Source organism: Myroides pelagicus (genome assembly GCF_009711055.1).
Taxonomy (GTDB): domain Bacteria; phylum Bacteroidota; class Bacteroidia; order Flavobacteriales; family Flavobacteriaceae; genus Flavobacterium; species Flavobacterium pelagicum.
In genome coordinates, this window is sequence record NZ_WMJY01000004.1 from 24,152 (window position 1) to 49,913 (window position 25,762).

23 protein-coding genes are annotated in these 25,762 nt (G+C 35.5%); 20 read left to right on the top strand and 3 right to left on the bottom strand.

What is annotated here, in order from left to right; genetic code table 11:
• Nucleotides 1–72 precede the first annotated feature (72 nt).
• From GJV77_RS02785 to GJV77_RS02845, 13 genes are all read left to right on the top strand, one after another.
• Nucleotides 73–1,548 carry a DUF5687 family protein gene (locus GJV77_RS02785; RefSeq protein ID WP_155034833.1) on the top strand — a complete coding sequence of 492 codons (1,476 nt, stop codon included), beginning with the start codon at nt 73–75 and terminating at the stop codon, nt 1,546–1,548.
• A gap of 1 nt (nt 1,549) precedes the next feature.
• Nucleotides 1,550–2,245 carry an ABC transporter ATP-binding protein gene (locus GJV77_RS02790; protein ID WP_155034834.1) on the top strand — a complete coding sequence of 232 codons (696 nt, stop codon included), beginning with the start codon at nt 1,550–1,552 and terminating at the stop codon, nt 2,243–2,245.
• 197 nt (nt 2,246–2,442) lie between these two features.
• Nucleotides 2,443–5,130, top strand: a complete 2,688-nt coding sequence (porW, locus tag GJV77_RS02795; RefSeq protein WP_240142805.1) for a type IX secretion system periplasmic lipoprotein PorW/SprE — start codon at nt 2,443–2,445, stop codon at nt 5,128–5,130.
• Between the two features lie 28 nt (nt 5,131–5,158).
• Nucleotides 5,159–5,560: a bactofilin family protein gene (locus GJV77_RS02800; RefSeq protein ID WP_155034835.1), complete on the top strand. Its 402-nt coding sequence runs from the start codon at nt 5,159–5,161 to the stop codon at nt 5,558–5,560.
• 32 nt (nt 5,561–5,592) lie between these two features.
• Nucleotides 5,593–5,820 carry an AtpZ/AtpI family protein gene (locus GJV77_RS02805; protein ID WP_262885832.1) on the top strand — a complete coding sequence of 76 codons (228 nt, stop codon included), beginning with the start codon at nt 5,593–5,595 and terminating at the stop codon, nt 5,818–5,820.
• A gap of 1 nt (nt 5,821) precedes the next feature.
• Nucleotides 5,822–6,232 carry a hypothetical protein gene (locus tag GJV77_RS02810; RefSeq protein WP_155034836.1) on the top strand — a complete coding sequence of 137 codons (411 nt, stop codon included), beginning with the start codon at nt 5,822–5,824 and terminating at the stop codon, nt 6,230–6,232.
• Nucleotides 6,233–6,325: 93 nt separating this feature from the next.
• Nucleotides 6,326–7,510: a F0F1 ATP synthase subunit A gene (atpB, locus tag GJV77_RS02815; RefSeq protein WP_155034837.1), complete on the top strand. Its 1,185-nt coding sequence runs from the start codon at nt 6,326–6,328 to the stop codon at nt 7,508–7,510.
• A gap of 55 nt (nt 7,511–7,565) precedes the next feature.
• Complete coding sequence (gene atpE / locus GJV77_RS02820; protein ID WP_155034838.1) at nt 7,566–7,760, top strand: ATP synthase F0 subunit C; 195 nt, start codon at nt 7,566–7,568, stop codon at nt 7,758–7,760.
• Between the two features lie 94 nt (nt 7,761–7,854).
• Complete coding sequence (locus tag GJV77_RS02825; RefSeq protein WP_155034839.1) at nt 7,855–8,355, top strand: F0F1 ATP synthase subunit B; 501 nt, start codon at nt 7,855–7,857, stop codon at nt 8,353–8,355.
• 9 nt (nt 8,356–8,364) lie between these two features.
• Entirely contained in the window at nt 8,365–8,901 is a 537-nt protein-coding gene (gene atpH, locus GJV77_RS02830; protein WP_155034840.1) for an ATP synthase F1 subunit delta, read from the top strand.
• 41 nt (nt 8,902–8,942) lie between these two features.
• A complete protein-coding gene (gene atpA / locus GJV77_RS02835; protein WP_155034841.1) occupies nt 8,943–10,517 on the top strand; it encodes a F0F1 ATP synthase subunit alpha in 1,575 nt (524 codons plus the stop codon).
• A 66-nt stretch (nt 10,518–10,583) separates the two neighbouring features.
• Nucleotides 10,584–11,444: an ATP synthase F1 subunit gamma gene (gene atpG / locus GJV77_RS02840; protein WP_155034842.1), complete on the top strand. Its 861-nt coding sequence runs from the start codon at nt 10,584–10,586 to the stop codon at nt 11,442–11,444.
• Between the two features lie 109 nt (nt 11,445–11,553).
• Complete coding sequence (locus GJV77_RS02845; protein WP_155034843.1) at nt 11,554–12,321, top strand: 5'-methylthioadenosine/adenosylhomocysteine nucleosidase; 768 nt, start codon at nt 11,554–11,556, stop codon at nt 12,319–12,321.
• Nucleotides 12,322–12,375: 54 nt separating this feature from the next.
• Here the strand turns inward: GJV77_RS02845 and GJV77_RS02850 are convergent, their stop codons facing one another.
• Complete coding sequence (locus GJV77_RS02850) at nt 12,376–13,446, bottom strand: endonuclease/exonuclease/phosphatase family protein (protein ID WP_155034844.1); 1,071 nt, start codon at nt 13,444–13,446, stop codon at nt 12,376–12,378.
• A gap of 128 nt (nt 13,447–13,574) precedes the next feature.
• Between GJV77_RS02850 and GJV77_RS02855 the strand changes: the two genes are divergently transcribed.
• Nucleotides 13,575–16,403, top strand: a complete 2,829-nt coding sequence (locus GJV77_RS02855) for a carboxypeptidase-like regulatory domain-containing protein (protein WP_155034845.1) — start codon at nt 13,575–13,577, stop codon at nt 16,401–16,403.
• Between the two features lie 15 nt (nt 16,404–16,418).
• Nucleotides 16,419–18,467: a DUF5689 domain-containing protein gene (locus GJV77_RS02860; protein ID WP_155034846.1), complete on the top strand. Its 2,049-nt coding sequence runs from the start codon at nt 16,419–16,421 to the stop codon at nt 18,465–18,467.
• A 190-nt stretch (nt 18,468–18,657) separates the two neighbouring features.
• Here the strand turns inward: GJV77_RS02860 and GJV77_RS02865 are convergent, their stop codons facing one another.
• Nucleotides 18,658–18,810 (bottom strand): hypothetical protein, encoded by a 153-nt coding sequence (locus GJV77_RS02865; protein WP_155034847.1) that lies wholly within the window; start codon nt 18,808–18,810, stop codon nt 18,658–18,660.
• Nucleotides 18,811–18,938: 128 nt separating this feature from the next.
• Here GJV77_RS02865 and ricT point away from each other — a divergent pair, with 128 nt between their 5' ends.
• The 5 genes from ricT to GJV77_RS02890 all read left to right on the top strand — a co-directional run bounded on the left by ricT (nt 18,939) and on the right by GJV77_RS02890 (nt 24,791).
• Nucleotides 18,939–20,513, top strand: a complete 1,575-nt coding sequence (gene ricT, locus GJV77_RS02870) for a PSP1 domain-containing protein (RefSeq protein ID WP_155034848.1) — start codon at nt 18,939–18,941, stop codon at nt 20,511–20,513.
• On the top strand, nt 20,497–21,000 hold the full coding sequence (locus tag GJV77_RS02875; protein WP_240142806.1) for a gliding motility lipoprotein GldH: 504 nt from the start codon (nt 20,497–20,499) through the stop codon (nt 20,998–21,000). The genes ricT and GJV77_RS02875 overlap by 17 nt, the downstream gene beginning before the upstream one ends.
• 17 nt (nt 21,001–21,017) lie before the next feature.
• Nucleotides 21,018–23,336 carry a penicillin-binding protein 1A gene (locus tag GJV77_RS02880; RefSeq protein ID WP_155034849.1) on the top strand — a complete coding sequence of 773 codons (2,319 nt, stop codon included), beginning with the start codon at nt 21,018–21,020 and terminating at the stop codon, nt 23,334–23,336.
• Nucleotides 23,337–23,404: 68 nt separating this feature from the next.
• Complete coding sequence (locus GJV77_RS02885) at nt 23,405–24,106, top strand: CoA transferase subunit A (RefSeq protein ID WP_155034850.1); 702 nt, start codon at nt 23,405–23,407, stop codon at nt 24,104–24,106.
• Between the two features lie 28 nt (nt 24,107–24,134).
• Nucleotides 24,135–24,791 carry a CoA transferase subunit B gene (locus tag GJV77_RS02890; RefSeq protein ID WP_155034851.1) on the top strand — a complete coding sequence of 219 codons (657 nt, stop codon included), beginning with the start codon at nt 24,135–24,137 and terminating at the stop codon, nt 24,789–24,791.
• A gap of 50 nt (nt 24,792–24,841) precedes the next feature.
• Here the strand turns inward: GJV77_RS02890 and GJV77_RS02895 are convergent, their stop codons facing one another.
• Nucleotides 24,842–25,687, bottom strand: coding sequence for a universal stress protein (locus GJV77_RS02895; protein ID WP_155034852.1), 846 nt, complete (start codon nt 25,685–25,687; stop codon nt 24,842–24,844).
• Nucleotides 25,688–25,762: the final 75 nt, after the last annotated feature.

A 25,762-nucleotide genomic window follows, 5' to 3' on the forward strand; every position in this document is an offset into this window, starting at 1 on the left:
AAAAAATGTTAAAAAAAATTGTAACGTTTTGTTATCTTCCTCGTCTTATAAGATTAATTAAAGTGCTATGTTATGATACAAAAATTGTTAGTGAGTTTGCAGAAGAAGCAATTCTCGCGTCGTGCTAAGTCAGGAATTGATATATGGGTAGCTGTATTGAAATGGTTTGCTTTTGGATATTTAGCTTTGATATTCTTAATATTGGGTATTGGAATTAATAAGATAGTTTTAAAGGAGTTTGACGGTCAGAGTATAGTCGATGTAGTGAGTCGTTTTTTTATTTTTTACTTGTCGTCAGAACTAATAATGCGTTATTTTTTTCAGAAAATGCCGGTTGCAATGCTAAAGCATTACTTGGTGTTATCTATCAAGAAGAAAGAGATAGTTTCTTTTTTTGTCAAAAGAACTTTTCTGACTCCGTTTAATTTTGTTCAATTGTTTTTTTATATTCCTTTATTAGTGAATTTATTGCGGTTTGATTATAATATAGTTGGCTCTATTTTTTGGGTTGTTAGTTTGTATTTATTGTCGTTTATCATGCACTTATTGGTTGTGTTAATTGAAAATAATAAGACTGTATTTATTGCGTTTGTAATAGGGATAATTGGTTTTGGTGCAATAACCTACTATGAAATTTTTGATTTTACCTCATATATACAACATATTTTTTCGGCAACGTATTATTATCCATTTTTAGTAGTTTTATTTGTAGGTATATTCTATTTATTGTACCGCCTTGTATTGCGCTTTTATTTATCCAGTTTATATATAGATGTATTAGATATCAAGAAAGATATTGATCGCAATGTATCTGATATTTCTTGGGTGGAAAAGTTTGGTAAACACTCATTATTTATTAAGAATGATGTAAAATTGATTTTGCGCAATAAGCGAGCGAAGTCTGTTATTTTGATGAGTATAGTCTTTGTTTTTTATGCCTTTATATTTGATTTCGGTTTTCGTTCGGCAAGTAATAGTTATGGGTTTCAAGTATTTTTAGGATATTTTGTGACAGGTGGTTTTATGATGTTGTTTGGACAATATGTGCCGAGCTGGGATTCGTCACACTATTCTCTGATTCTTACTCAAAAGGTCTCCTTTCACGAATATTTAGAATCTAAGTGGGTAATGATTAGCTTCGCTACTTTGATAAGTATTTTATTATGTAGTGTTTATTTAATCAAAGGGTTAGATTTTTATTTGCTGATCGTTAGTATGGGTATTTATAATATTGGTATTTCAAGTTTTTTGGTTTTGTACACAGGTATATATACGCGCTTTCCAATTGATTTGACTTCGGCTAAGAATATTATGGGTGATAAGAAAGCGTTTAACGCACGTTCATTTGTAATGGTTATTCCTCAACTGTTAATACCAGTCGTGATTTTTTATTGTGCTGATTGGGTATTGGGTTATTACGGTGCACTAGGTTGTTTGGCTTTATGTGGTGTTTTAGGTATTGTCTTTAGGAAATATACAATTCGCTATTTAGCTGATTTGAATAAAAAAGAGAAGTACAATATGATAATTGATTTTAAAAAGAAGTAATATGATTAAGATAGAAAATTTAATAAAGGAATATAATCTAGTAGAAGTAGTTAATATTCCTTCTCTGACGTTCGAGTTCGGTGAGAGTATTGGGTTGGTAGGAAATAATGGAGCTGGTAAAACGACCTTGTTCTCTATGTTGTTAGATTTGATTGCTCCAAGTAAAGGAACGATTTATAGTAAAGATACATCTGTCGCTTCCTCTGAGGAGTGGAAATCATATACGGCTTCATTTTTAGATGAAACGTTCTTAATTGACTACCTTACAGCTGAGGAATATTTTGAATTTGTAGGTCGTGTTCGTGGGGTGTCTGTTGAACAAATTAAGAGTCAAGTCTCTGAATATTCTTCTTTTTTTAATGGAGAAGTATTAGGACAAAAGAAATATATACGTGATTTTTCAAAAGGAAATCAGAAAAAGATAGGTATTGTTGGATGTTTTATTGGCAATCCAGAATTAGTTGTTTTAGATGAACCTTTTGCTAATTTGGATCCTACAACTCAGATTCGATTAAAGGAGCTTATTAGACGTAAGATGGAAGATCGAAAGATGACTATAATTGTGTCAAGTCATGATTTGCAGCATACTTTTGATATTTCAGATCGCGTAATTTTGATGGAAAAAGGTAAGGTTGTAAAAGATGTAAATAAGGCTTCTGGTTCATTCGATGAATTAATGGAGTATTTTAATCAGTAAGTAATAATTGAATTTTTCATAGGAAGAAGCTGTGTATAATTGTTTATATAGCTTCTTTTTGTATTTATATTTAAAGGGAATTGCCTAATGATATCGATTATAATTAAAGAAAAAGTACTTACTTTGTTAGACGTTTAAAATTTTAGTATTTTCAGTTGTTCTGCTAATTTAGCCTTTCGAAGATAATAAAATGGCGTTTGAGTAGTTTAAATGTTAAATTGTTAGTGGTGATTAATAGTGCAAGGTATTTCTTAATGATATTGTTTGGAGTGGTATTTCTTTATAGTTGTTCTGTGAAGAAAGATCGCCTCGTTAACCGTGGCTATCACGCGATGACTACGAAGTACAATATCTTGTACAATGGTGATTTGGCCTATGAGGAGGCATTATTTTCTTTAAAAGAAAACTACCGCGATAATTTTTGGGAGATTCTTCCCGTTGAGCGTATTGAAATTAAAGTCGATCCAGAAAAGCAATTTCAAGTAAGTGCCCCAATTCAAAGTAAACAAGGATCTATTTTAGACAATTTCTCTATAGACGGCAATGTGAGTCAAGATTCTTTAGATGGAGGGATTGGTTTTACTCGAGCAGAGAACAAAGCGACGAAAGCGATTCAAAAACATTCAATGTATATTCAGGGAAGAGAACGCAATTGGCAAATGGACGAGGCTTATATTATGCTTGGAAAGGCGAGATATCACGACGGTCGTTTCGTACCAGCTTTAGAAGCGTTTAATTACATTTTATACAAATACCCTGATAGTGATAAGATTGATGAGGCTAAAGTTTGGCGAGAAAAGGCGAATCTTCGTTTGTCTTATGACGATATAGCCATCAAGAACTTAAAAGAGTTTCTTGCCATGCGCAAAGGGAAAATGAGGAAGCAAACAGAAGCTGATGCAAATGCAATATTAGCCCAAGGCTATATTAACATCGAACAATATGATGAAGCTATAGCTCCTATGAAAAGAGCTTTAGAGATGACAACTACAAATGAGGAGCGTGCGCGATACTTGTTTATACTAGGTCAATTATACGCAAAAACAGGAAAAACTGCAGAAGCATTTCACTCTTTCGAGAACATTGTAAAGATGAAGCGCAAAGGGCCGAGGTCCTACTATATTCATTCCTATAGTCAATTAGCTGAGTTAGGAATGCGAAAAGTAAGTGATTCCACTGCCTTTTTGAAGACGTATAAGAAGTTGATGCGCAATCGTGAAAACAGGGGTTTTTTAGATGTTTTGAATCGTCAAGTAGGCTTGTTTTATAACGATGTGGGCAAAACAGACAAGGCTTTAGAATACTTAAAGCAGGCAGTTAAATTTGGTAAGACAGATGAGCAATTAAAAGCTTATAACTATCTAAGTATAGCGGATATTTACTTTAATAGTGCGGGTTACGCAGAGGCAGGTTCGTATTATGACAGTGCTCTGTCTATTTTGCCAGAAAAGTTTAGGGAACGCTATCGTCTGAGTAAGCGACGTGACGCATTGAAAGAAGTGGTAAAATATGAGCGTATTGCACATGTAAATGATAGTATTTTAAATTTAGTAGAAATGTCTGATAGTCAGCGATTAGTGTTTTTTCAGAAGCACGTAGAAGAGTTGAGAAAAGAAGACTTTAGAAAATTACAAGCTAATTTAAAAGAGAAGAATAGAAATAGTAACGTTGATTATTTTAATATGGCTAGCTTTGGAGATGCGGTAAGTTCATATATGGATAGTAATGAGGCTCAGATGCAAGGAGGAGCTAAGTCAACTTTCTATTTTTACTCTACGCAAGCAAGTGGGTATGGCAAGCAAGAATTTAAGCGAAAATGGGGTAATCGCCCACTAGTTGATAATTGGAAATGGGCATCTGCGCAAACGAGTAATGAATTAAGCGCCGGAAAAAATAATGAGACGAATACACAAGGAATTAATACATCAGCAATTGTTTCTGATGCTAGATATGATGTTACAATATATCTTAGTAAGATACCAGTTGATTCATTAACTATTGGTAAATTACGCGTAGATAGGGACTTTGCTTATTTTCAGTTAGGGTCAATGTATAGCGAGAAGTTTAAGAAGTATGATTTATCAATTTATCGATTTGAAACGTTATTAGCATTCGAGCCTAAACCTATGAAGCGCTTGATTCTCCCAAGTATGTATAAGCTCTACAAAGTTTATTTAGAGGTAAACCCTGCCAAAGCAATAGAGCTGAAGGCTCTTATAATTTCGCGCTACCCAGATTCTAGATATGCAAAGTTATTGCAAAATGTAAAAGTCGGTGAGATAGATGATCTTTCACCAGAGCAGCTATTTACTAATGTATATCGTGTTTATGCTTCTGGAGATATAGAGGCAGCTTATAAAGAAGTTGAGTATGTATTAGATCATTATGACAATGATTATATCAGTCGTTTCGAATTGTTAAAAGCACGAATTTTAGCACGTAAAGAAGGGCTTCAGGCTTATAAAGAAGCCTTAAATTTTGTTGCGATGGCATATAGCTCAACTACTGAAGGAAAAGAGGCCGAGAACTTATTGAATACTGAAATAGTAAAATTAAACAGCAAATCTTTTGTATTAAATTCTTCTGGTGATAGTTGGAAGATTGCAGTATTTAGTGATGCAGCAAACAGAGAGAATATTGGGGTTGTGCGTAGATCAATGGCTGATTTTGCAGCAATTAATTCCCAAATAGGGATAAAATTCTCTGAAGATTATTACTTAGCGAATGAAAAAATATTAGTTTTACATGGCTTTAGAACAAGGCAAGATGCAGAAAAAGTAATTGAGCGATTGGGAATTAAGGCTTATCCAATTGAAGCAGATAATTATGTGGTTGTTCAGATTAAGAAAAACTGGGAAGCATATGTTTCTGCATTTACAAACTAGATTAAAATAAGGTTGAAAAAAATAGATTATGTTTAAAAATTCAAACAAAGAGGTTTCTGTTGACTTAGGAAAAACCAATAGAATAGTGGAGTCGACAATAATTAGAGGTGATATTGAAGCAACTTCAGATATGCGATTAGACGGTGAATTACACGGTAATTTATTTGTAAAAGGACGTGTAGTAGTAGGAGCTAAAGCGAAGATTATTGGGAATATAGATTGTGAAAATGCAGATGTTGAAGGAGTGGTAGAAGGAATAATTAAAGTAAAGGATTTATTGTCAGTTAAAGCAAATGCTAATATCAAAGGTGAGCTTATAGTGGGAAGACTTTCTGTAGAACCAGGAGGAAATATGGAGGTGACTTGTCAAATGCTTGGACAAGGTGGTAAAGAAGTTAAAAGTGGAAATAAACAAGCTAAAGGAGAGTAGTCTACTTTAGAATAAAAGAATAAATTAATCAATTGAGTGGTGAGAATCAGAAAAAAGGAGGACCTAATAAGTGGCTTACACTTATTACCATGCCTTTTCAAATGGGGATAACTATTTTTCTTTTTCACTTGTTTGGGGAGTGGTTAGACGAGAAATATGGTATAGTAAACGATATTGCAAATAAAATTTGTACTTTATTGGGAGTAGGATTAGCTTTGTACCAAGTTATAAGACAAGTTCATCAAATTAATAAAGATTAAAATGGATAAACAGATTGTTGGCACAGGGGTAAAGGTTTTACTAAGTCTACTCATTTGCTTTTTAGTACACTACGCGATTGTTTTGTATACCTCATTTGGTGATTCACTCACAGCTTTAGGATATAATTTATTTCAATTTTATGGGCTTGGAATTGTATTCAGTCTGGTTATCTTTGTCGCGATAGTTGGGATAAAAGGTAGTTTGCCACAGCATCTAGGTTTTGTATTCATAGGATTCATTACAATGAGGTTAGTAGCAAGTTATCTGTTAGCGCAAGCAGGTCTAGATAATGAGGGGGTAGATATGGCATTCAAATCAAATTTCTTGATTTCGGTGCTTGTTTTCCTTGCAGGAGATGGATATTTCGCCTATTATATTTTAAATAACAAGGTTAGCTCAGAAAAAAGTTAACAAAAAAAGTTTCGCATAAAGGTATGATAATATAAGATTTATTGTACTTTTGCACAAAATTTTAAGAACCATAAATATTCAAGAAGTTAAGGTATGGTGACTCTGAAGAAATCACTGAATTTATTAGCAGCTGTTATTTTTACAGCATCGTCGGTATTTTCGTACGCACAAACTAACGCTCAGAATCTAGAGAAATCTATTGAAGAAACGGAGCAATCAGTAGCAGAAACATTGGAGGCTGCTGAGGAAGCGAATCATGAACATCCTATAGTTGAGAAGACTCAAGCTCAGAAAGTGCAAGATCACATCACGCACCACTTAGCAGATGACTATTCTTTTGTTTTCTTCTCAGATGAGGCGGAAGGAAAGAACTATGGTTTTTCATTGCCAGTTATTTTAATTGACAATGGACTTAAAGTATTTATGTCTTCTGAATTTGACTATGGTAAGAAAGTAGTTGAAAAAGATGGGCAATTCTACAAGTTATATCACGGTAAGATATATAAAACGGATGCTGCAGGTACAATTGATTACGATGATACGCATCATCCTACAAATGAGAAGCCTTTAGACTTTTCTATTACTAAAAACGTAGCGTCTTTGTTGTTTACTACAGCTTTGATTTTCGTAATGTTTTTAGGTTTAGCTAAAACGTATAAAAACGGAGCGAATAACCTTCCAAAAGGTTTCGCAAGAGCTTTAGAGCCAATGGTTCTTTATGTTCGCGATGAGATGGCAATTCCAAATATTGGAAAAGATAAATACAGGAAATTTATGCCATACTTGTTATCTGTATTCTTCTTAATTTTCTTGTTGAATTTATTAGGGTTAACTCCACTTGGATTTAACGTTACAGGTAGTATTTCAGTAACAGCTTGTTTAGCAATCTTCACTTTTATTATTACACAGTTTTCTGCAAATAAAGATTATTGGAAACATATCTTTTGGATGCCAGGAGTGCCAGTACCGATGAAAATTATGTTAGCGCCAATTGAGATCTTAGGAGCGTTGATTAAGCCTTTCTCGTTAATGGTTCGTTTATTCGCTAACATAACAGCAGGTCACTCGGTTGTATTTGGTCTTATCGCAATTATCTTCGTGATGAAAGAAGCGTTAGGTACTGGAGGTGCAATCGGTATAGGGTTCTTCTTGTCTACTTTCTTAGTATTCTTAGAAATCTTAGTTGCTTTTTTACAAGCGTTCATCTTTACAATGTTATCATCATTGTTTATCGGAATGGCTGTTGCAGAGCATGAACATGATGAGGCTCATCATTAATCAGTAAAATTTGAATTAAAAATAAAATTTGTTTAATTAATATAAATCAATCACTATGGAATTACCAAACATTATTGGTGCAGGTTTAATCGTAATCGGAGCAGGTTACGGTTTAGGAAAAATTGGATCTTCAGCTATGGACGCTATCGCTCGTCAACCAGAAGCTGCTGGAAAAATCCAAACTGCAATGATTATTATTGGTGCATTATTGGAAGGTTTAGCATTCGGTGCTTTAATCTTAGGTAAATAATCCAAGAAGGTAAAAGGAATTTATCTGTGACGGTTGGTCACTGATAAATTCCTTAATTAAACAAAATAGATATTAAAAAGTATAATTTTAGATAATGGATAAATTAATTAACGATTTCAGTTTTGGATTATTTTTCTGGCAATTCATCATCTTATTAGTGGTTGTTTTTGTTCTAGGGAAGTTTGCATGGAAACCAATTGTAAATGCTTTAGAGGCTCGTGAAGAGGGAATCGCTGATGCATTGGCTGCTGCTGAAAATGCAAAAAGAGAAATGGCTAATTTGAAAGCTGATAATGAGAAATTATTAGTGGAAGCACGTGCTGAGCGCGACGCTTTATTAAAAGAGGCTAGAGAGATTAAAGACCAAATGATTGCTGATGCTAAAGGAGAAGCTGAAGCGCAAGGTCAGAAATTAATTGCGCAAGCAAAAGCAGTTATTGAAACTGAAAAAGCGGCTGCAGTTAGTGAATTAAAGAACCAAGTTTCTTCTATTTCAATTGAAATCGCAGAGAAATTATTAAAAGATCAATTGGCTGACAAAGAGGCTCAATCGAAATTGGTTGAGAAAATGTTAGACGAAGTAAAATTAAATTAATCAATCATTATGATAGGCACTAGAGCAGCTGCAAGATATGCTAAAGCAATGCTTGAGATTTCTATTGAAAAAGGAAATTCAGAGGCTATTAATAGTGATATGATCTTAATTTCTCAATCAATAGCAGAGAGCAATGAATTAAAAACTTTTCTTTTGAATCCAACCGTTAAGGATGAGATTAAAATAAATGCTTTATTAGAGGTTTTTGCTACAACTAATGAAGTGACAAAAGATTTGTTTAAATTGTTAAGTACAAATAGTCGTTTTGAGATTTTGGACGGTATCGCTAGTGAGTTTAAAAAGCAATATGAGTCTTATAAAGGAATCGAAAGAGTATTGGTTACAACTGCAATTCCTATGGATGCAACATTAGAAGCAAAGGTGATCGCTAAGATTAAGTCCCTTGCTCCAAATAAAGAGATTATTATTTCTAATATTGTTGAGCCAGGTATTTTAGGAGGTTTTATCCTAAGAATTGGTGATAAACAATACAATGCATCTATAGCAAATCAATTACAAGTTTTAAAAAGAGAATTAACGAATTAAAAAATCACCGCACGAATTTTCGTGTATAAACATAGACAAAAATGGCGGAAATTAAACCAGCTGAGATATCAGCGATTTTAAAGAAACAGTTATCTGGATTTAGCTCTGATGCTTCATTAGAAGAAGTAGGAACTATACTAGAAGTAGGAGATGGAGTTGCTCGTGTGTACGGGTTAACAAATGCAGAATACGGAGAGTTAGTTGTATTAGACAACGGACTAGAGGCAATGGTTCAAAACCTTGAAGAAGACAATGTAGGTATTGTACTATTAGGTTCAGCTGTTGGAGTTAAAGAAGGTGATACAGTTAAAAGAACTGGTCGTATTGCTTCTTTAAAAGTTGGAGAGAAAATGGTTGGACGTGTTGTTAATACACTTGGGCAACCAATCGATGGTAAAGGTGCTATTGAAGGTGATTTGTTTGAAATGCCGTTAGAGCGAAAAGCTCCTGGTGTTATCTACCGTCAGCCAGTAACTGAGCCGTTACAAACAGGTATTAAATCTGTAGATGCGATGATTCCTATCGGGCGTGGACAACGTGAGTTAGTAATTGGTGACCGTCAAACAGGTAAAACTACAGTTTGTATCGATACAATATTAAATCAAAAAGAGTTTTACGATGCTGGTCAACCAGTATATTGTATTTATGTTGCTATTGGGCAAAAAGCTTCAACAGTTGCAGGTATTGCTAAAACTTTAGAAGATAAAGGTGCAATGGATTACTCGATCATCGTAGCTGCAAATGCTTCAGATCCTGCTCCAATGCAAGTTTATGCTGCAATGGCAGGTGCTGCTATTGGAGAGTACTTCCGTGATACAGGACGTCCAGCTTTAATTATCTATGATGATTTATCTAAGCAAGCGGTAGCTTACCGTGAGATGTCTTTGATTTTACGTCGCCCACCAGGACGTGAAGCTTATCCTGGAGACGTTTTCTATCTTCACTCAAGATTATTAGAGCGTGCTGCTCGTGTAATCGGTGATGATGATATCGCAAAAAATATGAACGACTTACCAGAGTCATTGAGACCATTCGTAAAAGGTGGTGGTTCTTTAACTGCATTACCAATTATTGAAACTCAAGCTGGTGACGTTTCTGCATATATTCCAACAAACGTGATCTCTATTACAGATGGTCAGATTTTCTTGGAGTCTGATTTGTTTAACTCTGGTGTTCGTCCAGCGATTAACGTAGGTATTTCTGTATCTCGTGTTGGTGGTTCTGCTCAGATTAAATCAATGAAGAAAGTAGCAGGTACTTTAAAACTTGATCAAGCTCAGTACCGTGAGTTAGAAGCTTTCGCTAAGTTTGGTTCTGATTTAGATGCTGCTACAATGAATGTAATCTCTAAAGGTCAACGTAACGTTGAAATTTTGAAACAAGCAGTTAATGATCCTTATACAGTTGAAGACCAAGTAGCGATTATCTACGCTGGTTCTAAAAACTTATTAAGAAATGTTCCTGTATCTAAAGTTAAAGAATTCGAGAAAGAGTATTTAGAAGCTTTAAATACACGTCATAAAGACACATTGAATCAATTAAAAGCTGGTAAATTCACTGATGAATTAACTGGTGTATTAGAGAAGGTAGCTAAAGAAGTAGCTGCTAAATATTAAGAATTAGATTTAGAATTGAAGAGGTGTTTTTTCACCTTTTCATTCTAAGGTAATATATATACTAAAATGGCAAACCTAAAAGAAATACGTAATAGGATTTCATCGATCGGTTCAACGATGCAGATTACTTCTGCTATGAAAATGGTTTCTGCTGCTAAATTAAAAAAGGCAACAGATACAATCACAGCAATGCGTCCATATTCTGAAAAGTTGACTGAATTGATTCAGAACATTAGTGCTACCTTAGAAGGTGATAACTCAGGAGTATACTCTCAAGTTAGAGAGGTTAAGAAAGTACTTTTAGTTGTTGTTACTTCAAATAGAGGTTTATGTGGTGGTTTTAATTCAAATGTGATTAAACAAGCAACGACTGTAGCTCGTAATAACTACCCTGGCGCTGATATTGATCTTTTAACAATTGGTAAGAAAGGTTTTGACATTTTGCACAAGCAATTTAATGTTATCGAAAATCGTAGTGATTTATACGATGCTTTCGATTTCGAGAATGCTGCTGTGATTGCTGAGCAATTAATGGACTCTTTTGTTGAAGAGAAATATGATTCTATTCAAATCGTATATAATCAATTTAAAAATGCTGCAACGCAAATCGTAGTTACTGAGCAATTCTTGCCATTATTGCCAATTGAGACGGAGAGCAGTGCGACTTCAGATTACATTTACGAGCCTTCTAAAGCTGAGATTATTGAGACATTAATACCGTTGTCATTAAAGACTCAATTGTTTAAAGCGATAGCTGATTCGGTTGCTTCTGAGCATGGTGCACGTATGACAGCAATGCATAAAGCTACTGATAATGCTAAGGACCTTAAAGATCAATTAACTTTAAGTTACAACAAAGCTCGTCAGGCAGCTATTACAAATGAAATTTTAGAGATTGTTGGGGGTGCAGAAGCATTAAACAACTAATCGATATAAATTAATTATACTTTTTAAAAGCGCTACCACTTTTGGTAGCGCTTTTGTTTTTTATTGAATTTAGGAATCTTATTTTTGTATATAATTTTAGAAAATTGTTATGAGTCAATCTAAAGTAATCGGAATTCTAGGAGCTATTCCTGAGGAAGTAAATGGGATAATTCATAGTCTAACTAATGTGACTGAAGTTGTAATTGGAGGGCGTAAATACTATAAAGGGCTTTTATATGGTGTTAACGTTGTTGTGGTATATTCGCGTATTGGTAAAGTCGCGGCTTCCGTAACGGTTTCAACATTGTTATTGCATTTTAATGTTTCCAATGTCGTTTTTGTTGGTGTTGCGGGAGGTATTCATGCAGATGTTAGAGTCGGAGATGTGGTTGTAGCTAAGGATTTGATACAATACGATATGGATGCTTCGCCCTTGCGGCCAAAGTTTGAAATACCTCTTTTAGGGCAAACTTATTTTCATTCTGAAGAAGCGTTGTCGCGTAAGCTTTTGGCTTCTATAGAGTCGTTTTTAGCTATAGATTGTTTGACAAAGCACATCGAGCCTGTGGAGTTGAGAAAGTTTAATATAGAGGCTCCTAGGGTGCATTACGGAACAATTGCAAGTGGAGATCAGTTCTTTTCCACGAATAAACAGAAGCAAGCTTTGATTGATGAATTACCTAATGTGTTGTGTGTTGAGATGGAGGGGGCTGCAGTGGCTCAGGTGTGTTATGAATTTGGTGTTCCTTTTATTGTCATCCGAACGATATCGGATAATGCTAATCAAGAAGCAAGCTTTAGCTTTCAGTCTTTTGTCCAAATTATCTCCTTGGTTTATGGTAGAGAGATTGTAAAGGAAATAGTAAAATCAATCTGATGTATGGATATAAAAAAAGACTCCTTTAGGCTAGATTAAAGGAGTCTTTTTTATTTATTGTGCTTCTCTGATTAAGTATATATATACAGGGAAGTGGTCACTATATCCAGGTATTCCATTAGTATTTCTAAGCGGGTAACCTTTGTATTGTCCAGTGCTCTGAATCATGAAAGGCTTTTTATATATTTTAGCCTTCCAATAACGCCAAGAGTCGTGTTCTGGTCTGAGGTAAGGCTCAGAAAGAATCATTTGGTCAAATATATCCCAAGCATCTCTATAGGCTAAAGTACCTAATCCTTCTTTTGCCATTTTTTCCATTGGATTGTATAATCCATCAGGTTTTACTTTAGATTTCTTAGCTTCTGTTTTCAATACTTTTTTCAAGCTGTTGTTGAAAGGGCCATCGTTTAAATCTCCCATTGTTATAATCTTAGCATCTGGGTTGATGGTTTTCAGTGAGTCCATGATTTTTACATTTAGAGCAGCAGCTGCTTCTCTAAGAGGGCTACTTCTTTTTTCTCCTCCTACTCTTGATGGCCAGTGATTCACGATAAAGTGTATTTCTTCGCCATCTAGTAATCCAGTTACTAATAGTTGATCACGTGTATAGACACGAACACCTTTTTCTCCTGTGTATTTGTCTACCTTATTCATATCGTAGATCATTGTAGGAATGGCTTTAGTACTAGTTGGTGTAAAGTGCTTTTTCTGATACAATAAACCAACGTCTATACCACGTTTGTCAGGTGAATCATAGTGTACAATACCATAGTCACTAGGAGCTAATTGAGGATCTTTAACTAGATCTTCTAGTACGTTTCTGTTTTCTACTTCCGCCACGCCAATAATAGCAGGTGTATTAATGTTTTCATCTGTTCCAATCATTGACATGACCTTAGCAAGGTTGTGTATTTTCTGATTGTACTTAGCCGATGTCCATGATTGGGCCCCATTTGGAGTCCATTCTTCATCGTAAATTTTGGGATCGCGAATTGTGTCGAATAGATTTTCACAATTGTAGAATGCGATTGTCTGAATCTGGTATTTTTTTTCTTGTGCTTGCACTCCTGCGGAGATGAAGAATAAGAAAAAGAATAGATCGCGGATACGAAGTTTTGTAACCATATTAAATTTTAGTAAAGTTTGACTTAATTCCTACAACAAAAGTAGCTATTATTATTTTAATACCATACCTTTGTGACACAAATTAGCGTAACGCTTTTTAACATAGCACTTTTAATCATTTTTAATTTATGAAGAAACTTTTATTTAGTTTGTTCCTTGTTTTACAGGTAGTTGTCGGCTACGCGCAAGGGGTTCAAGAAATTAAAGGGAAAGTTGTAGATGCGAAATCTTTAACACCAATTAACGCGGTGTTGGCAAGAGTAGAAGCTACAAATATTTCCACTTTGACAGACAATGGAGGAATCTTTATTTTAAGAGATGTTAAAGCTGGTAATTATAGTGTATTAATATCTTATGTAGGATATAATACTAAAAAATTTCCAGTGACAATCGATGAAGATGTTGTCGATTTAGGAACTATCTACTTAGAAGAAGATTTGACTTCCTCACAGATGGGGGTAATTACCCTTACTGAAAACGACTTAGGAGATGACGATTCTGGTTCTGAATCTTCCTCAAGTTTACTACAAGCAACCAAAGATCCTTTCCAACAAGCTGCTGCTTTCAATTGGGGTTCAGCATTCTACAGAATGAGAGGATTAGACAATGAGTACGGAAAGGTACTTATTAACGGTGTTGTAATGAACAAGATCCACGATGGTCGCCCACAATGGGGTAACTGGGGTGGACTAAATGACGCCACTAGAAACCAAGAGTATTCTTCAGGATCAACTACTTCAGATCAGACTTTTGGGGGGGTCCTTGGTACTCAAGCTATTTCTACACGTGCTTCTCACATTCGTCAAGGAGCTAAAGCAGGTTTTTCTCTTTCAAACAACAACTATAGTTGGAGACCTTATGCTATTTATTCATCAGGTTTAAACAAAGATGGATGGGCATACGTTGTTTCAGCTTCATATAGAGGAGCTAATGAAGGTCATTGGGAAGGTACTAACTACGATGCACTTTCTTTCTTTGCAGCTGTAGAGAAGAAGTTTAATGATAACCACAGCTTGAATTTATCAGCTATTTATGCAAAAAATAAAAGAGCTAAAAACTCACCAGTAACAGATGAGCAAACAGATCTTAAAGGGTATAAATACAATTCTTACTGGGGAGATCAAGCTGGTGATAAGAGAAATTCAAGATACAAAGATGTTGCAGAACCTATCTTCACTTTGACTCACTATTGGACAATCAATGACAAGAGTAAATTGACAACCACATTAGGTTATCAGTTTGGTCATATTGCTAATAGCCGTTTTGGTTATACAGATGGTATGAACCCAGATCCGACTTATTATCGTAAGATGCCTAGTTACTATCTTAATCGTATTGATGCAAAGTATTGGTCAATGACTCAAGACGAGTTTAATGCTTTACCTGATACAGATAGCTTCAAAATTGATACTCAAAATTACCTTGATCAAGCAAAAGCTGTAGAGGAAGACTTTGTAAATAATGGACAAGTAAATTGGGGTAATATTTATCGCTCTAATCAAGGTGGTTTAAGTAAAATTATTCTTTATGAAGATAGACAAGATGAGAATGTTTTTTCATTTAATACAGACTTCAAATCGACTTTAACAGATAATATTACTTTCGAAACTGGATTAAATTATAGAAGATCTACAATTTCTTATTATAAAAAATTAACTGATTTATTAGGAGGGACAGGTTACCGTGATATTGATACTTATCAAGAAGCGGATAAGCAAGATAGTGATATGCAGAACCCAAATCGCCTAGTAGATGTTGATGATAAGTTTGGTTACAACTATAAAATGTATGCTGATGTTGTAGACTTGTTTACGCAATTCAAATTTGATTACAACAAGTTTGACTTTTATTTAGCTCAAAAAATAGGTTATACACGTTACCAAAGAGAAGGGTTATATCAAAATGCTATTTATGCATACGACTCTTATGGTAAAAGTGGAGCAATCGACTTTAATAACTTTGGTTTTAAAGCAGGTATGACTTACCACATTACTGGTCGTCATGCATTAGACTTTAACGCTGCTTACTACAACCAAGCTCCTACTATTCGCAATACATTTGCAAACGCGAGGGTAAATAACTTAATCACTAAAGATCTTACGAATGAGGATATTTTAAGTGTAGATGCTAGTTATATTCTTCGTACTCCTAAGTTTAAAGCTCGTGTTACTGGGTATTTATCTGAGATTAAAAACAGTACACAAATTAATTTCTATTATGCTGATGGTGTAGGTATTGTTGATGCTAATGGTGAATATCTTACGACTTCTGGAGGAGCTTTCGTTTCTGAGATTTTAACAGGGGTAAACAAACGTAACTTAGGTATTGAGTTTGGCGCAGAGTATAAAATTTCTCAAACGGTTAAAGCAACTGCTGCAGCAGCGATTGGACAATCGTTCTATACTAATAATCCAAAAATTCGTTTAAACTCAGATAATGTAGCTAAAACGTTTGACTATGGAACTTCTTACTTAGAGAACGTTAAATTAGGAAATGGTCCACAAACTGCATTGTCTTTAGGATTAGAATATCGTGACCCTGCTTATTGGTGGGTTGGTGCAAACGTAAATTATATGGCTAATGCTTATACTAACGTTTCTGCTTTAAGACGTACTGATAATTTTGTAATCGATCCTGATACTGGAAATCCTTTCGCGGGATTGAATGAGGATAAGTTAAGAGATATTTTAAGACAAGAGAAATTAGCTGATTTTACTTTAGTAAATATTACAGCTGGTAAATCTTGGAGATTACCTAATAGAAACATTATTGGAGCTTTCGCTAGTCTTAATAATGTATTTAATAAAAAGTTCAAAACCGGTGGTTTTGAACAAGCAAGAAACGCAAACTATGAGCGTGAAGTGATGAATACACAAAGTGGTACAAATACTTTTGCCAATAGATATTGGTATGGTTATGGACGTAATTTCTTTGTTAACGTTTATTATAACTTCTAAATTCCCCTTTTAAACATGAAAAAACTACAAAAATCAATATTATATTTAGCATTCGCAGGGTTAATCTTTGCTGGATGTGCTAAAAATGACGACTTTTCTGTACCATCAGTAGAGTGTGTCGATACTGACTTAAACGCAAATCAGTCAATTACTAAACTTCATGAACTTTACCCTGAAAAACAAGCTGGTGCTTATGAAGGGGATGATACAGTAGTTGGGGTGGTTGTCTCTAGTGATAAAGGTGGTAACTTTTACCAAGGGATGGTTATCGTTGATGAGGAAACACAAAAACCATTAACTATTTCTTTAGATGTAACTAGTGGTACTCGTAAGTACTATAGCGAATACCCTGTAGGGTCTCGAGTATACATTAAGTTAAAAGGAACTAACTTACAGAATTACTTTGGTACAATAAGTCTTGGTAAAGGAGCTGATTCTAAAGGAAGACCAAATCGTATCGTTGGTGCTGATATTGCAAAGATTATTAAATTGTCTTGTAAATCTTATGTAGGAGAAGCATTTGAAAAGTATAATAATCAAGTGTCTTTAACGGATATTAAAGGTGATGAGTCTTTAATTGGTAAATTAGTTACAATCAATGGTATTCAGTTTGCAGATGACGCATTGAATAAGCCTTACTATGATAAAGATGATGTCGATGGTGGTAAGCAAACATTAAGAAAAATGGTTGATAAAGACGGGAACGAAGTTTTTATCCGTACTGGTCAATATTCTAATGATTTTAACACGTTAACGACTACAGATAAAAGTGGTTCTGTTACTGGTATTATAACCAAGTATCAAAGTACACTTCAGTTTTACCCTAGAACGATTGAAGATATTAAATTAACAGAAGCTCGTTTCGAGTATAATGGTGGAGGTGATCCTACAGATCCAACGGACCCTACTGAACCTACAGATCCAACAGATGTTAAGCCTGGTAAGTTTGAAGCTTTCCCAGGTTCGGATTTTAATAATTGGGATTTATTCTTAGGGTCATTAAATAATTTTGGACTTACAGAGCCTGCACATCAAGCCAAAGGGTTAGGATTTGACGGATCTGACGCTCTAGCTATTCAAGGTCCGGCTCCAGAGAAAAATGGTTATATCTTTACCGTTGAAAATGTGAAAGTTGCTACTGATGCTACTAAACTATCTTTCTTAATGAAAGGAACTTCTGTGAAGAAATCGTTATCTATTAATGTATATGATGCCCAAGGAGGATTTAAAGCGTATAATTTAGAGGAGCTTTCTACTAGTAAAGTTTTATCACATAATGAAGGCTCAAATTTATATAATGGAAATATTGACACAAAAGGTGAATGGATTAAAGTAACTTTAGACCTTATAGGTGTTGACTATAATAAGACGGGTAGTGGTAATTTCATAGCGTTTAAAGTAGGTGGTAAAGATGCGACTGCTACTTTTGACCTTGTAATCGACGCAATACGTTTTGAAGATGGAACACCAGTAGACGGTGGTACTACAGATCCAACAGATCCAACAGATCCAACAGATCCGGGAACAGGAGATGTTTCTTTGCCAGCAGATAAAAGTGTATATATTTCTGATTTTAGTGATTGGTCGGCATTTATAGGTAATCTAAGTTCTCATGGGATTAAAGCGTATGCTACTGAAGCTGCTGGACAAGGACCAAATGGGACAACTGCAATGAGTATTACAGGTGTTGCTAGTGGTAATGACTATGTTTTTACTTCATTAGCTAAAGATGCTCCTGCTGGTAAAACTAAGATTTCTTTTTATGTTAAAGGAACTTCAGATTCTAAATCGTTATCTTTAAACGTATATAAAAAAGATGGAAAATACAATGCCTTTAATTTACCTGGTATTAATGTAGGTGAAACAGAAGTGATTGTTCAAAGAGCTTCAAATAATCAATATAATGGTACAATAGATACTGGAGGTAAATGGGTTAAAGTGATTTTAGATTTATCTTCAGTTAAGAATGAATATCAAGAAGTGAATGGTGAGAGCTTGTTTTCTTTAAAAGTTGGAAAAGAGTCTAATATGAACCTTTTGATTAGTAGTGTATTTTTTGAATAACAACAGTTATTTTATATAATTACAAAAAAGCCCGGCACTGCCGGGCTTTTTTTTGATTTACAGCTTAGCTCCGCTAATGCTTGAGGTATGCCTGCAGAATTCGTGCAGTTTTCTTGCCGAGAACCACCTTCTGGGCACGTATACCTCAAGATTTGGCAAGGATAGGCTGTCGGAATAAAGTGTTATTTGTTTAAGGAATCGTTTGATTAGATTTTTCTTTAGTAAAAATTTGATAAGTAGGGGAAGATTTTTTTTCTGGTCCAATAGATTTGGATTGATATATTGGTAAAACCAATATACTAATTTCTTGGAAATGTTTTTTATTTTGATATAAATCAGTCATAAAAGGGTTATTTTTAAGAATGTTATAATCGTGAAAAAAAAAGTGGATTACCTTTTAAAAATAGTATCTTTACAGCAAATTTTCTTAAAAATAACCCTTATTTTGGGGTACTAATAAACATAAATTGAATGGCTTGTACAAATTGTTCGACAGACAAAGGAAGTAACGGACAACCAAGAGGTTGCCAAAATAATGGAACGTGCGGGACAGACAGTTGTAATAAATTAGCAGTTTTTGACTGGCTGTCAAATATGGTTTATCCATCTGGCAGCGAAGTTTTTGATATAGTAGAAGTACGCTTTAAAAATGGTAGAAAGGATTTCTACCGCTATCCAAAAGAGCTAACGATCTCCATGGGGGATATAGTTGCAACTGAGACGTCACCAGGACACGATATCGGAGTGGTATCACTTACCGGAGAACTGGTAAAGGTTCAAATGAAGAAAAAGGGGTATAATCCAGAAGGAGAGGTCCTAAAGATATATAGAAAGGCTACACAAAAGGATATTGATATCTGGCAAGAGGCTCGCGATAGAGAGGAGCCTGTACGTATGCGCGCTCGTGAGCTCGCTATCGCATTGAATTTGGAGATGAAGATTTCAGACGTAGAGTTTCAAGGAGATGGTTCGAAAGCTACGTTTTTTTATACAGCGAGTGAGCGTGTTGACTTTAGACAATTAATTAAAGACTTCGCACGCGAGTTTTCAATACGCATTGAAATGAAACAAGTGGGCTTCCGTCAGGAGGCAGCTCGTCTAGGAGGTGTTGGATCATGTGGTCGAGAACTATGTTGTTCTACTTGGTTGACAGATTTCAGAAGTGTTAATACAGCTGCGGCTCGTTATCAGCAATTATCGTTAAACCCACAGAAATTAGCTGGGCAATGTGGTAAATTAAAGTGTTGTTTGAACTTCGAGTTAGATACGTATTTAGAGGCATTGAAAGATATGCCTGAAACAGATACGAAGTTGATGACAACTAAGGGTATCGCCTTTTGTCAAAAGATAGACATTTTCAAAGGACAAATGTGGTTTGCTTATGCAAACAATTCAGCGAATTGGTATGTGTTGTCTTCGGAACAAGTAAAAGCAATCGTTGAGTTGAACAAGCAAGATATCAAAGGTGATGAGCTTGAGAATTATGCATTAGAGCAAGAAGAAGAAAAACTACAGAATGTAGTAGAGGAAGATAGCGTAACTCGCTTTGATCAGCCTAAACGCAGAAGGAAACCACAACGCAAGACAAGGGACCGCAAGCCTGCAGGTGAAGGTGCTGCAGTAAGTGCTAATGAAGGTAATGAAGCAAGAGCTAAAACAGAGAGACGCCCTAGAACGAATAATAGCCGTAATCGCAAACCAAATGATCGCAATGGGGAGAAAAAGGTTGTAAACGATACGACAGTTACAAATAATGAGGATAAAGGTAAAGGGGCAGCAAACAAAAACCCACGAACTAAACGTCCTAAACCTGCAGTGGCTAAAGATGAGAATCGCCAGCGTCCAACAACTGGCAAAGAAAGAGTAGCTGATGGTAAAGCAGAGGGTACGCCTAAAGTGAAAAAAGAAGGCACACCTCGTAAAACTAATAGCAAACCAGAAGAACATACGGAAGGTGGAGTGAAAAAAAATAATCCTCGCAATAAGAATCGAAGAAATAAAAAGCCAAATAATTCAAACGAAGGTTCAAATGCTAATGAAAAATAGTTGTATTCTATCTTTGATTGGACTAGTCTTCCTCTCACTAGTAGGCTGTCAGCGTAATGAGAACATAGTTTTTGATCAGTACCAGTCAACAAATGGGCAATGGGAGAAGAAGGACGTCAAAACATTTGTATATAAGGTGTCTGATACGACAGATACTTATACGATGTCCATGAATATTAGGGCTAATAAAGATTATCCATATAATAATATGTATGTTATCTTTAAGTTATATCAACCTAATATGACTGTACAAATAGATACACTTCAATATCAAATGGCTGATGTTAATGGCGAGTTATTAGGAGTAGGCTTTTCTGATGTGAAAGAGAGCAAGCTAGCTGTGAAGGAAGGTTTTGTATTTCCTGAGTCAGGGACGTATAAGTTTACCTTAGAACACGCTGTTAGAGCCTTAGGAGAAATAAAGGGAGATGAGTACTTACCTGGAATATCTGAGGTAGGTCTGAGTATAGAAAAAGAAACAAATTAAAACGAACTATAGATTATATGAGTTCAACACAAAACAAAAAAGAGAAGAACAAGCAAAAAGCACAAGGCGGATTTAAGAAGTACATTGTGGGCTTTTGGGTACTCTTCTTGGGTGGATGTGCCGCAGTGATATTTTTCTTTCTTTGTGCATCATGGGGAGTATTTGGACCGATGCCGACATTTGATGAATTAGAAAATCCTGCGAGTAATGTAGCTACAGAAGTAATCTCTTCAGATGGGAAGACGATTGGTAAGTTCTATTTAGAGAACAGGGTTCCTGTTAGCTATGAAGATTTACCAGACTACCTAGTTAAGGCATTAATAGCTACTGAAGATGAGCGTTTTTTAACGCATTCTGGTATTGATGCCAGAGGGACATTACGTGCTGTGACGGCAGTAGGTAGTAAAGGAGGAGCTAGTACGATAACACAGCAGTTAGCTAAGTTATTATTCCACGGGGAAGGAGCTAGAAACTTACCTAAGCGTATCGCTCAGAAAGCTAAAGAATGGGTAATTGCTGTGAAGTTAGAGCGACAGTATACCAAAGAGGAGATTTTGACGATGTATTTAAACAAAGCAGACTTTGTCAATAATGCAGTAGGTATTCGTTCAGCTACTCGTGTATATTTAGGAAAAGAACCAAAGGACTTAACGATTGACGAAGCAGCAATGTTTGTTGGTATGCTTCAAAATCCAGCTTACTTTAACCCTGTAAGACGTCCTGAGTTAGTATTGAAGCGACGAAATGTGGTGTTGCACCAGATGGCAAGGAATGAGTTTATTACTCAAGAACAAAGTGAAGAGATGCAAAAGTTGCCATTATCTTTAAACTTTACCCCAGAGAGCCATAGAGAAGGTATCGCTACTTATTTTAGAGAGTATTTGCGTGAGTATATGCGTCGTTGGGTAAAAGAGAACCCTAAAAAAGATGGTACTACATACGATATTTATAGAGATGGATTAAAAATCTATGTTACATTAGATTCTCGTTTACAAGAGTATGCAGAGGAAGCAGTTACTGAGCATATATCGAATTTACAAGAAGAGTTCTTTATTGATCAAAAGAACAATAAGATGGCTCCTTTCTATAAAATTAATAATGAGACAAGAGAGAGCATTATTACACGTGCGATGAAGTCTTCTGAAAGATGGAAGCAAATGAAGGAGGCTGGTAAATCAGAGAAAGATATTTTAGCATCATTTAAAGTAAAGACTAAGATGAAAGTCTTTACGTGGAAAGGAGATGTAGATACAGTGATGACTCCGCGAGATTCTATCATTTATTATAAGCACTTCTTACAAGCAGGTATGATGTCAATGGAACCGCAGACAGGACATATTAAAGCATGGGTAGGAGGTATTAACTATAAACATTTCCAATACGATCACGTAGGACAAGGAGCGAGACAAGTAGGTTCTACCTTTAAGCCATTTGTTTATGCGACGGCGATAGAGCGTTTACATTACTCTCCATGTGATTCAATAATAGATTCACAGTTTACAATGCCTAAAGGGCGTCATGGAATTAGCAAAGATTGGACCCCTCAAAATGCTAGTCGTAATTATAAGGGTATTATGACATTGAAGCAGGCATTAGCTGGATCAGTCAATACAGTAACAGCAAAGCTGATGGATAGAGTTGGGCCTGCTGCAGTGATTGACTTAATGCGTGATTTGGGAGTAACTTCTGAGATACCAGAAAGTCCTGCGATTGCTCTAGGAGCTGTAGATATTACGGTAAGTGATATGGTAGCGGCCTTTAGTACATTTGCAAATAAAGGGATTTATGTTAAGCCAGTTTTCATTACAAAGATTCAAGATAGAAATGGAGTTTTACTTTATAATGCGATACCAGAGACAAAAGATGTAATGAGCAAGGACGTAGCTTATGCGATTGTTAAGTTACTGGAAGGAGTTACAGAATCTGGATCAGGGGTTAGATTGCGTACGACATGGAGTGGAAATGGATACAAACGCGTGACAGGTCACCCTTATAAGTTTACCAATCCAATAGCAGGTAAAACAGGAACAACTCAAAATCAAAGTGATGGTTGGTTTATCGGTATGGTACCCAACTTAGCTACTGGTGTTTGGGTAGGAAATGATGATCGAGCAGCACACTTTAGAACGATGTTGTATGGTCAAGGGGCTACATTAGCCTTACCAATTTGGGGACTTTATATGAATAAAGCCTATGCAGATAAAACATTGGATATCTCAAAAGGTAAGTTTGAAGTTCCAGATAATCTTTCGATACGAGTTGATTGTTCGAAGATAATAGAAGAAGGACAAGCAGATGAAGAATCAGATTTAACCACAGAAGAATTTGACTTTTAATAGATTAAACGCCTTTTTTTAAAGGCGTTTTTTTTATACATTAGGGAAATTAATTAAACCAAAAAACTATGATTAATAAAAAAGTAGCTAATGTTCAAGACGCTTTGTATGACATTACAGATAATGTTACCATTATGCTTGGTGGATTTGGGCTATGTGGTATTCCTGAGAATTCAATTGCTGAATTGGTAAGGAAAAATGTGAAAGGATTAACTTGTATATCAAACAATGCTGGAGTAGATGATTTTGGTTTGGGATTGTTGTTGCAAAAGAGACAGATAGATAAGATGATTTCCTCGTATGTTGGAGAGAATGCAGAATTTGAAAGACAAATGTTAAGCGGCGAATTGGCAGTTGAACTAACTCCGCAGGGTACGCTAGCAGAGAAGTGCAGAGCCGCACAGGTTGGAATACCCGCTTTTTATACACCAGCAGGCTATGGAACAGAAGTAGCAGAAGGTAAAGAGACTAGAGAGTTCAATGGAAAGCAGTATGTTTTAGAACATGCATTTAAAGCTGATTTTGCAATCGTAAAGGCGTGGAAAGGAGATGAGGCTGGGAATTTAATATTTAAGGGAACAGCTAGAAACTTTAATGCATGTATGGCAGGTGCTGCAAAGATAACTATAGCAGAAGTAGAAGAGCTTGTACCAGCAGGTGTTCTAGATCCTAATGAAGTACATGTCCCTGGGATTTTTGTTAAACGAATTTTTCAAGGAGAAAAGTATGAGAAGCGAATTGAACAACGTACCGTGCGTACAAAGAAGTAATTCATCACCCTTAAATGCAAAGTAAATTATGTTAGATAAAGTCGGAATAGCAAAACGTATAGCTAAGGAACTACAAGATGGTTTTTATGTCAATCTAGGTATAGGAATACCTACATTAGTAGCTAATTATGTACCAGAAGGAATGAATGTTGAATTCCAGAGTGAGAATGGGGTACTAGGTATGGGGCCATTTCCATTTGAAGGAGAGGAAGATGCGGATCTGATTAATGCAGGGAAGCAAACCATAACCACATTAAAAGGAGCTTCATTTTTTGATTCAGCAACTAGTTTTGGGATGATTAGAGGTCAGCATGTGGACTTAACGATTCTTGGAGCAATGGAAATATCTGAAAAAGGAGATATAGCAAACTGGAAGATCCCAGGTAAGATGGTTAAGGGTATGGGAGGAGCAATGGATTTAGTAGCTTCTGCAGAGAATATAATAGTAGCAATGATGCATGTGAATAAAGCAGGAGACTCGAAGATATTAAAGGAATGTACACTTCCTTTGACGGGAGTTAGTTGTGTAAAAAAGATTGTTACAGAGCTAGCTGTCATGGAAGTGACAGAAAGAGGCTTGAAGTTGTTGGAACGCGCACCAGGAGTATCAGTAGAGCATATAAAGGCATCAACAGCTGTTGATTTGATTATAGAAGGTGATATACCTGAAATGAATATTGAATAAAAAGATAAAACACAAAGTCCCAATACAATCTACGTACTGGGACTTTTAGTTTATGCTTTATGCGCTTTATAAACGAGGAAAGGAATTTTTAGATGTTTAGCCAAATGTTGTGTTGTACTCTTTTGTAAAATGCTCTCAAAGAATGATTTGTTGCGTTGTATGGTGGCCACGATATCAATTGGTTTTTTGCTATCGATAAAGTCCATAATAGTTTGCTCAATATTTTCAGCATTTATGATGTGGAAAGTAATAGGCTTGTCTTTATAGCGCTCTTTCCATTCTTCATATACTTTATCGCAGTCTTCACAATCATTTCGTTTGATGTGAACACATTTAACATGGTAGTCAAAGTTTATAGCGCCTTCAATAATTCGGTCAAGTGTTTCTTGTTCTTCTAAGTTAAGCATTGTAGTAAAGACAATGTTTTTGACAGGGCGGTATTGAGCCTCTTTAGGTACGCTCAGTACAGGCACTTTAACTTTTGAGATAGTGTTTAATGTATTTGAACCTAAAATTCTTTTCGCGAAGTTAGCATTCGTGCCTTCAGTACCCATGACGATAAAGTCAATATGGAGCTCTTCTATCGCATTAATAATTTCAGGAATAAGCAATCCTTCTTCAACTTTGTAAAATACTTCTACGTGCTCTAAATTAAGCTCTGTGCGTATTTGATTAAGTTCTGGTGTATGCGTTTGTAGTTCTTCTAAGTTTTGAAATGCAGATCGTTTACTGACCCCATCTACAAGTTTTGGACTGATATGGCCTGATATTACAGGAGGATCATATACATGTAGTACGTATAAGTTAGCGTTTTTCTGATTAGCGAGTTGCAAAGCATATTTGAATGCATTATTAGCTGTCTCAGAATAATCAGTAGGGAATAATATTTTTTTCATAATAATTAAACTTTCTCAGTTTGTACAAGGTACGAATAATAAATAGCTTCTTTCACATTTCGCAGAAGTAATTGT

Coding starts and splice junctions, on each gene's coding strand:
- GJV77_RS02875 (WP_240142806.1), top strand. CDS start 20,497: ATGCTAATGAAAAATAGTTGTATTCTATCTTTGATTGGACTAGTCTTC.
- GJV77_RS02895 (WP_155034852.1), bottom strand. CDS start 25,687: ATGAAAAAAATATTATTCCCTACTGATTATTCTGAGACAGCTAATAAT.
- GJV77_RS02810 (WP_155034836.1), top strand. CDS start 5,822: ATGGATAAACAGATTGTTGGCACAGGGGTAAAGGTTTTACTAAGTCTA.
- GJV77_RS02825 (WP_155034839.1), top strand. CDS start 7,855: ATGGATAAATTAATTAACGATTTCAGTTTTGGATTATTTTTCTGGCAA.
- GJV77_RS02785 (WP_155034833.1), top strand. CDS start 73: ATGATACAAAAATTGTTAGTGAGTTTGCAGAAGAAGCAATTCTCGCGT.
- GJV77_RS02800 (WP_155034835.1), top strand. CDS start 5,159: ATGTTTAAAAATTCAAACAAAGAGGTTTCTGTTGACTTAGGAAAAACC.
- GJV77_RS02790 (WP_155034834.1), top strand. CDS start 1,550: ATGATTAAGATAGAAAATTTAATAAAGGAATATAATCTAGTAGAAGTA.
- atpH (WP_155034840.1), top strand. CDS start 8,365: ATGATAGGCACTAGAGCAGCTGCAAGATATGCTAAAGCAATGCTTGAG.
- atpG (WP_155034842.1), top strand. CDS start 10,584: ATGGCAAACCTAAAAGAAATACGTAATAGGATTTCATCGATCGGTTCA.
- atpA (WP_155034841.1), top strand. CDS start 8,943: ATGGCGGAAATTAAACCAGCTGAGATATCAGCGATTTTAAAGAAACAG.
- atpE (WP_155034838.1), top strand. CDS start 7,566: ATGGAATTACCAAACATTATTGGTGCAGGTTTAATCGTAATCGGAGCA.
- GJV77_RS02850 (WP_155034844.1), bottom strand. CDS start 13,446: ATGGTTACAAAACTTCGTATCCGCGATCTATTCTTTTTCTTATTCTTC.
- GJV77_RS02885 (WP_155034850.1), top strand. CDS start 23,405: ATGATTAATAAAAAAGTAGCTAATGTTCAAGACGCTTTGTATGACATT.
- GJV77_RS02860 (WP_155034846.1), top strand. CDS start 16,419: ATGAAAAAACTACAAAAATCAATATTATATTTAGCATTCGCAGGGTTA.
- GJV77_RS02865 (WP_155034847.1), bottom strand. CDS start 18,810: ATGACTGATTTATATCAAAATAAAAAACATTTCCAAGAAATTAGTATA.
- ricT (WP_155034848.1), top strand. CDS start 18,939: ATGGCTTGTACAAATTGTTCGACAGACAAAGGAAGTAACGGACAACCA.
- GJV77_RS02880 (WP_155034849.1), top strand. CDS start 21,018: ATGAGTTCAACACAAAACAAAAAAGAGAAGAACAAGCAAAAAGCACAA.
- GJV77_RS02855 (WP_155034845.1), top strand. CDS start 13,575: ATGAAGAAACTTTTATTTAGTTTGTTCCTTGTTTTACAGGTAGTTGTC.
- GJV77_RS02845 (WP_155034843.1), top strand. CDS start 11,554: ATGAGTCAATCTAAAGTAATCGGAATTCTAGGAGCTATTCCTGAGGAA.
- atpB (WP_155034837.1), top strand. CDS start 6,326: ATGGTGACTCTGAAGAAATCACTGAATTTATTAGCAGCTGTTATTTTT.
- GJV77_RS02890 (WP_155034851.1), top strand. CDS start 24,135: ATGTTAGATAAAGTCGGAATAGCAAAACGTATAGCTAAGGAACTACAA.